The 14,163-nt window shown below is 63.4% G+C and carries 15 protein-coding genes and 1 pseudogene; 9 read left to right on the forward strand and 7 right to left on the reverse strand.

Features of this window, described 5'->3' with window-relative positions; all coding sequences use genetic code 11:
- Positions 1-104: 104 nt before the first annotated feature.
- Positions 105-1,733, reverse strand: a complete 1,629-nt coding sequence (locus V8352_RS01615; RefSeq protein ID WP_336422494.1) for a DEAD/DEAH box helicase — start codon at positions 1,731-1,733, stop codon at positions 105-107.
- Between the two features lie 209 nt (positions 1,734-1,942).
- Positions 1,943-2,908, reverse strand: a complete 966-nt coding sequence (locus V8352_RS01620; protein ID WP_336422495.1) for a glycosyltransferase family 2 protein — start codon at positions 2,906-2,908, stop codon at positions 1,943-1,945.
- Positions 2,909-3,051: 143 nt separating this feature from the next.
- Here V8352_RS01620 and V8352_RS01625 point away from each other — a divergent pair, with 143 nt between their 5' ends.
- The 3 genes from V8352_RS01625 to grxD all read left to right on the forward strand — a co-directional run bounded on the left by V8352_RS01625 (position 3,052) and on the right by grxD (position 4,525).
- Positions 3,052-3,693, forward strand: coding sequence for a hypothetical protein (locus V8352_RS01625; protein WP_336422496.1), 642 nt, complete (start codon positions 3,052-3,054; stop codon positions 3,691-3,693).
- 105 nt (positions 3,694-3,798) lie between these two features.
- The gene (locus V8352_RS01630; protein WP_336422497.1) at positions 3,799-4,035 is read left to right on the forward strand and encodes a BolA family protein; all 237 of its coding nucleotides are present in this window, start codon (positions 3,799-3,801) and stop codon (positions 4,033-4,035) included.
- Positions 4,036-4,081: 46 nt separating this feature from the next.
- Positions 4,082-4,525, forward strand: a complete 444-nt coding sequence (gene grxD / locus V8352_RS01635) for a Grx4 family monothiol glutaredoxin (RefSeq protein ID WP_336422498.1) — start codon at positions 4,082-4,084, stop codon at positions 4,523-4,525.
- A 101-nt stretch (positions 4,526-4,626) separates the two neighbouring features.
- Here grxD and V8352_RS01640 read toward each other — a convergent pair whose 3' ends face one another.
- Positions 4,627-5,319: a DUF1638 domain-containing protein gene (locus tag V8352_RS01640; protein WP_336422499.1), complete on the reverse strand. Its 693-nt coding sequence runs from the start codon at positions 5,317-5,319 to the stop codon at positions 4,627-4,629.
- Positions 5,320-5,468: 149 nt separating this feature from the next.
- Positions 5,469-6,173 (reverse strand): corrinoid protein, encoded by a 705-nt coding sequence (locus tag V8352_RS01645; RefSeq protein ID WP_336422500.1) that lies wholly within the window; start codon positions 6,171-6,173, stop codon positions 5,469-5,471.
- 212 nt (positions 6,174-6,385) lie between these two features.
- Here V8352_RS01645 and V8352_RS01650 point away from each other — a divergent pair, with 212 nt between their 5' ends.
- On the forward strand, positions 6,386-7,468 hold the full coding sequence (locus V8352_RS01650; protein ID WP_336422501.1) for a PA0069 family radical SAM protein: 1,083 nt from the start codon (positions 6,386-6,388) through the stop codon (positions 7,466-7,468).
- Between the two features lie 29 nt (positions 7,469-7,497).
- Here the strand turns inward: V8352_RS01650 and bmt are convergent, their stop codons facing one another.
- On the reverse strand, positions 7,498-8,508 hold the full coding sequence (bmt, locus tag V8352_RS01655) for a betaine--homocysteine S-methyltransferase (RefSeq protein WP_336422502.1): 1,011 nt from the start codon (positions 8,506-8,508) through the stop codon (positions 7,498-7,500).
- Between the two features lie 123 nt (positions 8,509-8,631).
- On the reverse strand, positions 8,632-8,946 hold the full coding sequence (locus V8352_RS01660; RefSeq protein WP_336422503.1) for a DUF1476 domain-containing protein: 315 nt from the start codon (positions 8,944-8,946) through the stop codon (positions 8,632-8,634).
- 172 nt (positions 8,947-9,118) lie between these two features.
- On the opposite strand from V8352_RS01660, the gene purC reads away from it, so the two are divergent.
- Genes purC through V8352_RS01685 form a run of 5 tightly spaced genes read left to right on the forward strand, consistent with a single transcriptional unit; the run spans position 9,119 to position 14,060 of the window.
- A complete protein-coding gene (gene purC, locus V8352_RS01665) occupies positions 9,119-9,880 on the forward strand; it encodes a phosphoribosylaminoimidazolesuccinocarboxamide synthase (protein ID WP_336422504.1) in 762 nt (253 codons plus the stop codon).
- A gap of 56 nt (positions 9,881-9,936) precedes the next feature.
- A complete protein-coding gene (purS, locus tag V8352_RS01670; RefSeq protein ID WP_336422505.1) occupies positions 9,937-10,167 on the forward strand; it encodes a phosphoribosylformylglycinamidine synthase subunit PurS in 231 nt (76 codons plus the stop codon).
- On the forward strand, positions 10,167-10,835 hold the full coding sequence (gene purQ, locus V8352_RS01675) for a phosphoribosylformylglycinamidine synthase subunit PurQ (RefSeq protein WP_336422506.1): 669 nt from the start codon (positions 10,167-10,169) through the stop codon (positions 10,833-10,835). Before purS ends, purQ begins: the two co-directional genes overlap by 1 nt.
- 56 nt (positions 10,836-10,891) lie before the next feature.
- Entirely contained in the window at positions 10,892-12,718 is a 1,827-nt protein-coding gene (locus V8352_RS01680) for a sensor histidine kinase (protein ID WP_336422507.1), read from the forward strand.
- Between the two features lie 7 nt (positions 12,719-12,725).
- Positions 12,726-14,060 carry a sigma-54-dependent transcriptional regulator gene (locus V8352_RS01685; protein WP_336422508.1) on the forward strand — a complete coding sequence of 445 codons (1,335 nt, stop codon included), beginning with the start codon at positions 12,726-12,728 and terminating at the stop codon, positions 14,058-14,060.
- 9 nt (positions 14,061-14,069) lie between these two features.
- Here V8352_RS01685 and V8352_RS01690 read toward each other — a convergent pair.
- A pseudogene (locus V8352_RS01690) lies at positions 14,070-14,163 on the reverse strand (IS5/IS1182 family transposase); the annotation flags it as partial.

Raw genomic sequence — 14,163 nt, forward strand, 5'->3', positions numbered from 1 at the left:
GAGCTGAGCAGGGGGAAAAGCCCAGCCGCCAGACAAGAAAAAACGCCCCGGTCACCAAGTGACCGGGGCGTTTTGCATGACTGGCCTTGGCGCCTCTGCCGCTTTCAGATGCCGCGGCGATCCTCGAAGCTGAGGGCGATGAAGCTGGGCATATGGTCGCCCATGCCGACGACCTTGTCGCCTCCATTGCCGTTGCCGCCACCGCCTCCCGAGCGGCCACGGCCCCCACGGCTGCGCGAGCGGGAGGGCTTTTCGCCCTGCTGCTGCTGGGCGTCGCCTTGATCTTCGCGCGGCGCGCTCTGCGCGTCTTGTGCGGGCTCTGGCTTTTGCTCAGGTGTCGGCTCGGGAGCTTGCTCGGGCTTTGGCTCAGGCGCGACGGCAGGTGCCGTTTCGGGGGCGACATCTGCGGAGGGTGCGCCGTGGCTCTCGGCCGGTGTTTCGACCTCGGGCGCGCTGGTTTGCGCGCTGGCGGGCTTGCGACGGCTGCGCGTGCGGCGGGGCTTGGCCGGCGCCTCAGCTTGGGCGTCGCTTGGGGAGGCTGCGTCCTCTACGACGTTCTGTGCGGGTGCGGCTTCGGCAGTCTCGCCCAGAGGGTTCGGCAGGCGCGGGATGTCCTTCTGGATCAGCGCCTCGATTGCCGCCATGTTCTTTTCGTCCTTGGGGGCGCAGATCATCATGGCCTTGCCATCGCGGCCCGCGCGGCCCGTGCGGCCGATGCGGTGAACGTAGTCCTCTGGGTGGGATGGCACGTCGAAGTTGAACACATGGCTCACCGCGGGCACATCGAGGCCGCGCGCGGCCACATCCGAGGCAACGAGGATACGCAGATCGCCCGCGCGAAAGCCGTCGAGCGTGCGTGTGCGTTGGCTCTGGTCCAGATCGCCATGAATGGGCGCGGCGTCATAGCCATGCTTCGTCAATGATTTGGCGACAGCGTCCACGTCGATCTTGCGATTGCAGAACACGATGGCGTTGCTGCATTTCGCGCCCTCGTTGTCGATCATCACGCGCAGGATGTTGCGCTTTTCCGTCGCCTCGCGGTCGCGGCGGGACGCCTTGAACATCACTACGCCCTGCTCGATCGTCTCGCTGGCAGTGGCCTGGCGCGCGACCTCGACCCGCTCGGGATTGCTGAGGAAGGTGTTGGTGATGCGCTCGATCTCGGGCGCCATCGTCGCGCTGTAGAAGAAGGTCTGGCGCGTGAAAGGCGTCAGGCTGAAGATCCGCTCGATATCGGGGATGAAGCCCATGTCGAGCATGCGGTCCGCCTCATCGACGACCATGATCTGAACGCCGGTCAGCAAAAGCTTTCCCCGCTCGAAATGATCCAGAAGACGGCCCGGCGTGGCGATGAGAACATCGACGCCCTTGTCGATCAGCTTGTCCTGCTCCTTGAAGCTGACGCCGCCGATCAGAAGGGCCTTGGTCAGTTTGAGGTGCTTGGAATAGGTGTCGAAATTCTCCGCAACCTGCGCGGCCAATTCGCGTGTCGGGCACAGCACCAGACTGCGTGGCATCCGGGCGCGGGCGCGTCCACGCGCCAAAAGCGACAGCAGCGGCAGCGTGAAGCTGGCCGTCTTGCCAGTGCCGGTCTGGGCAATGCCCAGAACGTCGCGACCGGCGAGCGCGGGGGGAATCGCACCGGCTTGAATAGGGGTGGGGCTGGTGTATCCAGCCTCTTCGACGGCCTTGAGGACCTTCGGGTTGAGATTCAAATCAGAAAATTTGGTCATGTATATCCGTGGCTTACGGACACTGTTTGGCCCGTACGTCTGATTGGGTCCGGGCCCGTGTGGCCCCGTGGTTCTCCACATGCGTGGACCCTTGCCGCGCATTTATCCCAAGAATGGGGCAATGGTCAATCGGCTGGGCCAAATGGCGACGAATGGGCCGGTTTTGCGCTGATCGTTGCGCGGTCGGCGACAATCGCTTGTGATGGGCGTTAAACCGCAAAAACCCGCGCTCGGGCGGCGTCGAGGTCTAGGTCGATCCGGTGCAAATGACCGTGCGCGGCGAGGCGGCTGCGCAGCTCGGGGGTGGCGGTGCAGACCTCGTCGTAAAAGCGGCGCAGCGCGTCCTCGCCGCCATCGGCCTCGATTGCGGTAAAGAGCGCGTTCATCGTAGTTGGCACGCTGGCTGGCCCCCGAAGGTCGGGCCGGTAGGACCCTGCGGCGAGCCGATAGCGATAGGCGTTTTGCCACGCCTCCCAACTGGGGGCATGCAGATGGCACAAGCGCATACCGTCCAGATCGACATCATTGGGCATTCGCCCGCCCGCATCGAACGCATTGTGGATGCGCAGACTGACGTCATCGAGGCCAGTGCGCACAAATATCTTGCCCGCGACATGGCTGAGAAATCCACCGTTCAGCAATGCGCCATAGGTGGGGTAGATTTCTTCGCTCTGGGCGTTGCGCGGGCTTTGCCGGGGATGGCAGCCCTTGAACCATTGAGGCGCGCCGCCGCCGGGCTGCGCCAGCGCCTCGATGGGGCGGATGCGCGCGGTGCGCACGGCGCCGGGCAAGGCGGCCAGCTGATCTGCAAGGGGCAGATCGCCCGGCACAAGAAATTCGTCGACATCTATATGGCCCAGCCAATCGACACCGGGGTCGCGGCGGTAGGCGCGGGTGGCATTGGCGCTCTGGCGGGCCTGATGCTTGGCCGGGCGGTTCTGGCGGCGGCGCTGCCAGTAATCCTCGTTTGTGACCGTGACGGTGCAGCGCGGATCGCGGCGCAGGATACGCCGTGCCTCAGGACAATCCTCATCGAGAAAGATGTGCAGGCGATGCGCGCCGATCTCGAGATGATACGCGGCAAAATTCAGGATCACATCGGCGGGAGCCTTGATCGTCGATACGAGGCCCCAAGTGGGCCGCTGCGTGCCGGGTTCTTTGATCGTTTCGGTCATGCCGCCCCTCGACGCCGTTTGAAAGGTTTCAGCGCGCTGCGCGGGCCTGCCGCAAGATGGCGCGGCGGGCGCCTGCACGCAAGCAGCCAGCGCTGCCCGACATTGCTGCACAAGAAGGTAAGAGCATAATTAAGTAAAATTTTATGGAGCGCGTTGAAGCGTCCAAGGCAAAGGTGACAAAATCCGGACTGGCCGTATCTGGAGGTGTCATGGGATTTGTGCAGCGGGCGCTGGTGTGTGCCATGATCTTGATCGGCACGGCGAGTGCAGCGGCAGCTTGTGGCGCCCATGACAATTCCGGGCACGACGCGAAGCGGCCAAATGGCTCCGGGATGAGCGCCGAGCGGATCGGGCGGCTGGTCTGCGCCCTCGATCCGGGCGCCGTTGCGCAGGGACACGGCTGGCGGCTCAGCATCGAAGGGCAACTGGTCCTGCTTACCATCGACGTGAGCGCCGGGCGGCTGCGCGCGATGGTGCCGATCCGGGTGGCGTCGGGTCTGGACGCCCCGCAGAGGCAGCGCATGCTGCAGGCCAATTTCGACGCCGCCCTCGACGCGCGCTACGCGATTTCCGATGGGCTCATCTGGTCGCTCTTCGTGCGGCCCCTCGACGGGCTGAACAAGACTCAGCTCGTCTCGGGCCTGGCGCAGGTCGTCACGCTGGCCCGCAGTTATGGCACCAGCTTCAGTAGCGGCGTGCTGCGCCTTGGCAGACGCGGCGCAGAAGGCAGCCCGCCGGATGCACCGCTGATCGAGAGGCTGCTGCAGCGCGGGCAGGACATCTGAAAGGCGGGCCGCGACGCTGCGCGCACCTTGCACTTGGCTTGGCAGGGCTTTACATCTTTGGGGCAAGCAGGCCGCACATGCGGCACCAGATCGAGGAGCGCGCAGATGGCCATCCAAGCCGCCGATATCGAGGCGATGATCCGCGAGGCATTTCCCGATGCCCAGGTGACCGTGCAAGGCGATGATGGTGCGCATTTCGCCGCCGAGGTCGTTGATCCGTCCTTTGCCGGAATGAACCGCGTTCAGCAACAGCGCGCGGTCTATGCCGCCCTCAAGGGCAAGATGGACGGCCCAGCGGGCGAGTTGCACGCGCTGGCACTGACCACACGCGCGCCTGCCTGAAAGCGGCGCGCGCGGCCACATCAGAGTTTACCCGAAAGGACACCAAATGAGCGACACGAAAACCCGTATCGATGAGACCGTCAAGGCATCCGACGTGGTGCTGTTCATGAAGGGCACCAAGGAGCAGCCGCAATGCGGTTTCTCAAGCCGCGTCGCGGGTGTGCTGAACTTCANCGTGGTGCTGTTCATGAAGGGCACCAAGGAGCAGCCGCAATGCGGTTTCTCAAGCCGCGTCGCGGGTGTGCTGAACTTCATGGGGGTCGAGTACAGCGATGTGAACGTGCTGGCCGATGAGGATATCCGGCAAGGCATCAAGGAGTATTCCGACTGGCCGACCATCCCGCAGCTTTACGTCAAGGGCGAGTTTGTGGGCGGCTGTGACATCATCACCGAAATGACCCTGTCGGGCGAGCTTGACACACTGCTTGAGCAGCAGGGTGTCGGCTATGACAAGGCGGCAGCGGACAAGATCCGTGAAGCCAACGGCTGAGGCCGGACCCGGCATGCCGGGCGCCGCGCATGTGGCGGATCGCCGGAATGTGAGTATTTTTGCCAAGATGAAGTCAGGGGCGCGCCGCGAATGTGGCGCGCCTATTTTCGTGCGGCACCGGCCAGCGCCGTTTTCAGGTCGCCGTAGCCGGTAAAGCGGTATTCGAAGGCGAGACCGAGGCGGCGCGCGCACTCCTCTGCCTTGGCATAGAGGGCGGGATCTTCGGTCTGGGCCTGATAGACCAGCTTGGTGTAATTGCCGAAGATCATGTCGCGCAGCTCCGGGTGGCGATCGAGGCCCATGGGGCGCCAGACGAAGGCGTCGAACTGCTTGACCAGAAAATCCGTGAGGTAGAACGCCGTGATCTCTTCGGCGTGACGCGCGAAGGCATCGTTGCCCTCGAAAAAGCTGTAGCAATGCGGGCCGGCGATCATTTCGACCCCGAGCGCGTCGCATTTCGCCTGAAGCAGCCCGCCCGTTCCGCAATCGGCATAGGCGACGAAGATCTGGTTGAAGCGGTTCCGTTGCCGAGTGACGGCCGCCTCGACGGCCTCGGTGATCTTTTCGGGATATAGGTGAAGCTTGGCCGGAAGGCAGGCGAGGCTCATGTGATCCCAGCCATTGAGACGGATCAGCGCGAGGATCTCGCGCGCCAGCGCGCCGCAGGCGATGATCAGGATCTCGCCACCCTCTGCGGTCCCTGCGGCAAGGCCGCTTTCGGTCAGCACCTCGTCGGGGGGCAAGACCTCTGCTGTGGGGCGGGGCCGGGGACCGCTGGCTGGATCATGGGACATATGGGGCCGCTCCGTCAGGGATGCGCGGGGCTTCTGAAGCAGTTGGCCTTGGTTCTGCGCAACTGCGCTGTCGAACTGTCGTGGTGTGGCGGCGCGCCGGGCCCATCGGATGAGCCCGGCGCGTGTCGCAAATCAAAGCGCAGGCAGGATCAGGCGCGGATGCTCTGATTATGCTTGCGGGCAACGAATTCCTTGGCCGTCTCGACTGCGACGGCGGCATCACGGCAATAGGCGTCGGCGCCGATGGCCTTGCCGAACTCTTCGTTGAGAGGGGCGCCGCCGACAAGGACGATATAGTCATCGCGGATGCCCTGTTCGACCATCGTGTCGATCACGACCTTCATGTAGGGCATCGTCGTGGTCAGCAGGGCAGACATGCCTAAGATGTCAGGGCCTTCGCTCTCAAGCGCGTTAAGGTAGTTTTCCACCGGGTTGTTGATGCCCAGATCGACCACTTCGAAGCCGGCGCCTTCCATCATCATCGACACGAGGTTTTTGCCGATGTCGTGGATGTCGCCCTTGACCGTGCCGATCACCATCTTGCCGACGCGGGGCGCGCCCGTTTCGACCAGCAGCGGCTTGAGGATGAACATGCCGCCCTTCATGGCGTTCGCGGCCAGCAGCACTTCGGGAACAAAGAGGATGCCGTCGCGGAAATCCTTGCCGACGATGGTCATGCCGCCCACGAGGGCCTTGGTCAGGATGTCGTAAGGGCTCCAGCCGCGCGCCAGAAGGATGTTCACGCCCTCCTCGATCTCTTCCTTGAGACCGTCATAGAGGTCGTCGAACATCTGCTGGACAAGCTCGTCGTCGTCGAGATCCGCGAGGATGATTTCGTCTTGGTCGTCGGACATGCTGGGATCCCCATGCAAGGGGGGGCACAGGCCCCCGAAGCGTTTCTATAGCGCCACGTTTCGTCGGTTTGCGCCCGGATCACTTGGCGAATTGCGACGTTGGCCGGGCCACCACCGACCTAACGTGTTCGATGGGCGGCGAAAAGGGCCGAAATACGCATGTTCATTATGGTGTTCTTGCATATGTTCTTATTTTGTTCTATATAAGCATCATGAGCCAGCACCAGACATTCCCCTTTGGCATGGAGCACCACGCACGCGGGGCCACCCGCAATGATGCGGGCCGGTTCGAGCGGCATGCGCGCCGCTATGAGGCCGATGGCTGGGATGTGCAGGACGAAGCGCCGCTGCGCACTTCGGTGGCCATCGAGGTGCCGCGCCGGGTGATCAGCTATAACCGCTCGCCAGATTTGCCGTTCGACCGGTCGATCAACCCGTATCGCGGCTGTGAGCATGGCTGCATCTATTGCTTTGCGCGGCCCACCCATGCGTGGCTGGGCCTTTCGGCGGGCCTTGATTTCGAGACGCGGCTGATCGCGCGACCGGACGTGCCCGACGTGCTGGCACGCGAATTGCGCCATCGCGCCTATACGCCGCGCACCATCGCCATCGGCACCAACACCGACCCTTATCAGCCGATCGAAAAGCAGCATGAGATCATGCGTGAGTGTCTCAAGGTGCTGCGCGATTTCCGCCATCCGGTCGCCATCGTGACCAAGGGCACGCTGATCGAGCGGGATATCGACATCTTGTCGGACATGGCTGGGCAGGGTTTGGTACGGGTCGGCATTTCGGTGACGACGCTGGATGCGGAGGTTTCGCGCAAGCTTGAGCCGCGCGCGCCTACGCCGCAGCGGCGGCTGGCGACGATCCGCACGCTGAGCGAGGCGGGAATCGAGACGCGGATCATGACGTCGCCCATCATTCCCGGCCTGACGGATCACGAGGTGGAGGCACTGCTGAAGGCGGGGCGCGATTCGGGGGCGATCGCCGCGAGTTGGGTCATGCTGCGCCTGCCGCTGGAGGTGGCACCGCTGTTTCGTGAATGGCTGGAGGTGCACTATCCGGACCGCGCCGCGCGGGTCATGGGCCATGTCCGGGATATGCAGGGCGGCAAGGATTATGATGCAACGTTCGGCACGCGCATGCGGGGCACTGGGCCTTATGCCGAGATGATTGCGCAGCGGTTCGAGGCGGCAGTGCGACGCTATGGCTATGCGCGCAAGCTGCCGGATCTGCGTTGCGACCTCTTCAGGCCGCCTGTGCGGGCAGGCGACCAGCTGTCATTGTTCTGAAATATCGAGGCGGGCAAGGTGCCCCCGCCTCAGCCGCCCCGGCGGCGCGTGCGGCGCGGGGCAGGGGCATCGTCGCCCGTGCCGTCAATGGCAGAGGAAAACGCGCCAAGCGTCTCGGTGATCTGATCGAGTGTTGGGCGCGGGCCTTTGGGGCGCGTCTCGAGCGCTTCGCGCATCTTCGACAGATGCTCGGGCATGGTGCCGCAGCAGCCGCCGATGATCGTGGCGCCCGAATCGCGGGCAAGGCAGGCGTATTCGGCCATGAGCTCGGGCGTGCCGTCGTAATGGATATGGCCGTCGACGAACTTCGGAATGCCCGCATTGCCCTTGGCGATCACAGGGCGCTCTGTGCCTTGGGCGACGAAACCCAGCACGGTGCGCAAGAGATCAGACGAACCCACACCGCAATTGGCGCCAAACGCGAGCGGTTTGTAATCGAGCGTTTCGACCATGTCGGCCATGTCGGAGGATGTCATGCCCATCATCGTGCGCCCGGCGGTGTCAAAGCTCATCGTGCCGCACCATGGCATGTCCGCGAGGCGAAATGCTTCTGCGGCGGCCTTGTATTCCTCGGGTGCCGAGATGGTTTCCAGCCAGAGCACGTCGGCGCCGCCTTCTTTCAGGCCCTCGGCCTGCTCGTGAAACATCTCGACCGCGATCTCGTGGGTCAGTGTGCCCATGGGCGCCATGATCTCGCCCGTCGGCCCGACCGAACCTGCAACGACGACATCGCGGCCAGCCTTGTCAGCCACTTCGCGTCCGATTTCGGCGGACATGCGCGACAGCTCGCGCGCGCGGTGCTGCGCGCCGTGCAGTTTCAACCGCGAGGCATTGCCGCCAAAGCTGTTGGTCAAAAAGAGGTCGCTGCCCGCATCCACCGCCATCTTGTAGAGCTTGGTGATCCGCTCCGGGTGCGTTTCATTCCAGAACTCGGGCGCGTCACCGGCCTCGAGACCCATGTTGAAAAGGTTGGTGCCGGTGGCGCCATCAGCCAGGATCCAGTCGCGCTGTGACATCATCCGGGAAAGTGCATTGCTCATGAGATCATCCAAATCTGGTTTTGCGCGCTTGTGACATGGCGTGGACTGCGCCGCAAATTCATATCATGCATGATGATTTTGCGGCGCGCCTTGGATTGCCATGGATCCGTGCCGTCCATGTCTTCAGTTTTCGGCGACCAACTGCGCCTTGGCGGCAGCCATCAACTCGGCACGCTTGGCGCGGATGGTGTCGGGATCGGCCTTGTCGCCCAGGTCGGCGGCAACCTTTCGGATCACGTCCTCGAACCCGGCCTCTTCGAAATCGGCCTTGATGACCTCGCGCACGTAGGCGTCGACTTCGTCGCCGGTCTTGCCCATCAGGTCGGCGGCCCAAATGCCCAGCAGCTTGTTGCAGCGGGCCTCGGCCTTGAACTTCATTTCTTCGTCATGTGCGTATTTGGTCTCGAATGCGTTCTCGCGGTCCTTGAAAGCGTTCATGGGCTTGGTCCCTCCTGCTTGGCTGTGGCGCGGGCTGCGCCACATTAGATATGGCCGCATGGCGCCAAGATCGCAAGGCCCGGCCAGCGTGCTTGCGGCAAGGCGGGCCATCCTCTACATAAAGGCCATCACAGCGCGGGGCGTGCGCCCCATTGGCAAGGACAGGCATATCATGGCACGTCGCAAGAAGATTTACGAAGGCAAGGCCAAGACCCTTTACGAGGGCCCCGAGCCGGGCACGATCGTCCAGTATTTCAAGGACGACGCCACTGCGTTCAACGCCGAAAAGAAGGCCGTGATCGAGGGCAAGGGGGTGCTCAACAACATCCTCAGCGAATACTTCATGACGGGCCTCAACAATATCGGCGTGCCGACCCATTTCCTCAAGCGCCTCAACATGCGCGAGCAACTGGTGCGCGCCGTCGAGATCATTCCGCTGGAAGTGATCGTGCGCAACTATGCCGCGGGCTCGATGGCCAAGCGTCTCGGCCTCGAAGAGGGTCAGCAACTGCCGCGCCCCATCGTGGAATACTGCCTCAAGGACGACAAGCTGGGCGATCCGCTGGTCACCGAAGAGCATATAGCCGCCTTTGGCTGGGCGTCGCAGCAGGATCTGGACGACATGCTGAGCCTTGCGCTGCGCGTTAACGATTTCATGGCGGGCGTAATGTATGGCGTCGGAATCAAGCTGATCGACTTCAAGATCGAGATCGGCCGCGTTTATGATGGTGATTTCCAGCGCCTCATCGTCGCAGACGAAATCAGCCCCGATAGCTGCCGTCTGTGGGACATCGAGACGGGCCAGAAGCTGGACAAAGACGTGTTCCGCCGCGATCTGGGCAGTCTGACCGATGCCTATACCGAGGTCGCCAAGCGCCTTGGCGTGCTGCCCAAGGGGGCGACCCCCATGGCGCGGCCCACGTTGATCAACTGAGCCGATCACCTGATCTTTCACATTACCGACACACCATCGACCCAAGGATACTGCCGATGAAAGCCCGCGTTCACATCATGCTCAAAACCGGCGTCCTCGACCCACAGGGCGAGGCGGTGCGCCACGCACTTGGCAGCCTCGGCTTTGATGGCGTCAATTCCGTGCGCCAAGGCAAGGTGATCGAGCTGGATCTGGCAGACGGCACCGAAGAGGCGACCGTCAAGGACATGTGCGAGCGCCTCTTGGCCAATACCGTGATCGAAAGCTACCGGGTGGAGATCCTCTGATGCATGCTGCCGTTGTCGTCTTTCCCGGCTCCAACTGCGACCGCGATCTGGCCGTGGCCTTCGAAAGGGCCGGGGCCCGTGTCACCATGGTCTGGCACAAGGATACGTCGATGCCCGCCGGCGTCGATGTCATCGGCGTTCCGGGCGGGTTTTCCTTTGGCGACTACCTGCGCTGCGGGGCTATTGCGGCCAATTCGCCCATCTGCCAGTCGGTCAAGGCGCATGCGGACAAGGGCGGCTATGTCCTTGGGGTCTGCAACGGCTTTCAGATCCTGACCGAGACGCGCGTTCTGCCCGGCACCTTGCTGCGCAATGCCGGGCTGAAATACATCTGCCGCAACGTGCCGCTGACCGTCGCCACCACCGACAGCGCGTTTACCAGCGGTTATACTGCGGGCCAGACGATCACCGTGCCCATCGCGCATCACGATGGCAACTATCACGCCGATCCAGAGACGCTCAAAGCGCTGGCCGCCGAGGACCGTATTGCCTTTCGCTATGAGGGCAATCCCAACGGATCGGCGGAGGACATCGCCGGTATCCTGTCGGAAAATCGCCGCGTGCTGGGCATGATGCCCCACCCTGAGCGCATGGCCGAAAGCGCGCATGGTGGCACCGATGGTGCGGCATTGTTCCAGAGCCTTGTCGGGCAACTGGAAAACGCCTGAGCGGGCCGCGCGCGCGAGGGCTTGAGGTAGCTCCGCCGCCGCCGTAGCATGTTGCGATGAGCCAGTCCGATCCCACGCCGCCGCCGCCGGAAGGTCGCGCCGGGAACCCTGCCCAAGGGTCCGGTCTGGTGACCACGCGCAGTGTCCCTGCGGGCGACCCACGCGCGACCAGCTGGCCGGTGCGCATCGCGCTAATCGTGCTGACGGCCGTCGCAATTGCCACGGTGTATGTGACAAACCAGTTGCTGACCGACCGTTTTACCGAAACCACCCGCAATCGTGCCGAGTTGCGCCTGGTCCTCTACTCGGGCAACTTGCTGAGCGAGCTGCGCCAGAACGCCATCGTTCCGCAGCTTCTGGCGCGCGATCCGGCGCTGATTTCGGCGCTCACCTCGGGGGATTACTCGCAATCGACGCAGCGGTTGATTTCATTCGTCGATGAAATCGGGGCGGCATCGCTGACCCTTCTGGACAAGGACGGACGCACTGTCGCGTCGACAGATCGCAATTCTCTGGGCCAATCGCACCGGACCGCGCCTTATTACGTCGATGCGACGCGCTCACAAGACAGTGTGTTTACGCTGATGCAGAACGAGACGGGCCGATTTGATTTCTACTATTCGCGCCGGGTCGAAAGCCAGGGCGCTTTGGTCGGTGTCATCATGGTGGCCGTCGATCTGAACAAATACGAGCGCGCTTGGGCGGGGATCACCGACGCGGTGATCGTCACCGACAGCGAGGGGCGAATCATCCTGTCGACCGAGCCGCGCTGGCGCGGCCTGAACGAGACCGAGGCCTTGGCCGAGCAGCCTGTCAGCGGCGCGTTCGAGCGCGCCATTCAGGCCACAGCCGACTGGACGCTGGTGCCGGCCGACGCCTATGTCAGCGGCGAGGCGGTGATGCGTGTCGAGGGGCGCGTGGCCTTTCGGGGCTGGCGGATCGCCAATTTCACCACCTTCGATTCGGTGCGTGAAAAGGTGAATGGCTTCCTTGCGCTCGAAATCATGGGCTTTGCGATTCTGCTGGCGCTCGCATTCTACTTCCTCAGCCGCAAGACGGCGGTGCGCATGGCGCTCTTTCAACGCGAGTCGGCAGAGCTTCGCCAATTGAACCTGCGTCTCCAGCGGGAAATCGCCGAGCGGGAACGCGTGCAGGAGAACCTCGCCGTGGCCGAACAGACGCTGGCGCAATCATCCAAGCTGGCCGCATTGGGCGAAATGTCGGCCGCCGTCAGCCATGAGTTGAACCAGCCGCTGGCGGCGATGAAGACATATCTGGCCGGTGCGCGCCTCTTGCTGACACGCAACCGGCCCGACGAGACGATGTCGTCGTTCCAGCGGATCGACGATTTGATCGAGCGTATGGGTGCCATCACCCGGCAGTTGAAATCCTACGCGCGCCACTCGGGCGACACGTTCGAGCCTGTAAACATTGGCGATGCGCTGGCCTCTTCGCTGTCGATGATGGAGCCGCAGCTGCGCCAGAGGCGCGTCACCATCAACCGCACCCTGCCGGATGACCCTGTGATGGTGATGGGCGACCGGGTGCGGATCGAACAGGTGATGATCAATCTTTTGCGCAACGCGCTGGATGCGACACAGGCCGTAGACGACGCGCAGATCGACATCGTTCTGGCCGCAGGCTCCATGGCGGTGCTGACGGTGCGCGACAACGGCAGCGGCATCAAACATCTGGACAAGCTCTTCGAGCCATTCCACACAACCAAGCAGCCGGGCGAGGGCGTCGGGCTTGGGCTTGCCATTTCCTCGGGGATCGTCAACGACCTAGGCGGACGGCTGACCGCGCGCGACGCGGCGGCCGGCGGGGCCGTATTCGAGATGCGCCTGCCGATCCTATCCCAACAAACCCGTGCAGCGGAGTGATACCATAATGGCAAATGCGATGAAGATTGCGATCGTCGACGACGAGAAGGACATGCGCCAGTCGATCAGCCAGTGGCTGGCCCTCTCGGGGTATGACACCGAGACGTTCCCCAGCGCCGAGGAGGCGCTGAAAGCCCTTGGCCCAGACTATCCCGGTATCGTCGTGACCGATATCCGCATGCCCGGCATGGACGGGATGCAATTTCTGAAAAAGCTGATGGGCGCGGACAGCACCCTGCCGGTCATCATGATCACCGGCCATGGCGATGTGCCCATGGCGGTCGAGGCGATGCGCGTCGGTGCCTATGATTTCTTGGAAAAGCCGTTCAACCCCGATCGCATGACAGAGCTGGCCAAGAAGGCGACCCATGCGCGCCGCCTGACGCTGGACAACCGCGCGCTGCGCCGCGAGCTGTCGGATGGCGGCCAGCTGATGAAGAAACTTATCGGCTCGTCGCCCGTCATGGAGCGGCTCAAGGAGGATATCCTCGATCTGGGGCAGGCGGATGGCCACGTCCTGATCGACGGCGAGACGGGCACCGGCAAGACGCTGGTGGCCCATGCGCTGCACGCTGTGGGCGCGCGCGCGGGCAAGAAATTCGTGCTGATCTCCTGCGCGGCCTACGAGCAGGAGCAGCTGTCGACCCGCCTCTTTGGCCCGATGAACCCCGAGGACAGCCGCCTGCCGGCCGTTGAAGAGGCCCGCGGCGGAACGCTGGTGCTGGAGGATATCGAAGCGCTGAGCGATCCCTTGCAGGCGCGCCTGCTGACATGGCTCAACGAAGAGGGCACGCCCCCCGAGACGCGGCTGGTCGCCATCTCGAACCTGCAAGATGAGGGCAAGACCTCCGAGGATGCGTTGCGCCCCGATCTGTTCTACCGGCTCGCATCCTTGCGCATCACCGTGCCGCCGCTGCGCCAGCGCGGCGAGGACATCCTGACGCTCTTTACCCGCTTTGCCGATCAGTTCGCCGATGACTACGGCTGCGACGCGCCGCAGGTCAGTGCGCAGGAGGCCGCGCAGCTCTTGCAGGCACCTTGGCCGGGCAATGTGCGCCAGCTTTTCAACGTGGCCGAACGTGCGGTGCTGCAATCGCGGCGCGGGTCGGGCACGATCGTATCACTTTTGATGAGCGAGCATCAGGACATGCAGCCCGTCATGACGACCGAGGGCAAACCGCTCAAGGAATATGTCGAGGCGTTCGAGCGGATGCTGATCGACAATACGATGCGCCGCCACAAGGGCAGTATCGCAGCCGTAATGGACGAGCTGTGCCTGCCGCGCCGCACCCTGAACGAGAAGATGGCGAAATACGCGCTGCAACGCTCCGATTATCTCTAGGGTCAGGACTCACAGCCAATAGATCACGGTGGCGGCGAGTGCGATGGCTGACAGAAACACCTTCGGGCACCTGTCGTATCGAGTTGCGACGCGTCGCCAGTCC

Origin of the sequence: Roseovarius sp. D0-M9, assembly GCF_037083805.1 — a bacterium.
Classification (GTDB): domain Bacteria; phylum Pseudomonadota; class Alphaproteobacteria; order Rhodobacterales; family Rhodobacteraceae; genus Roseovarius.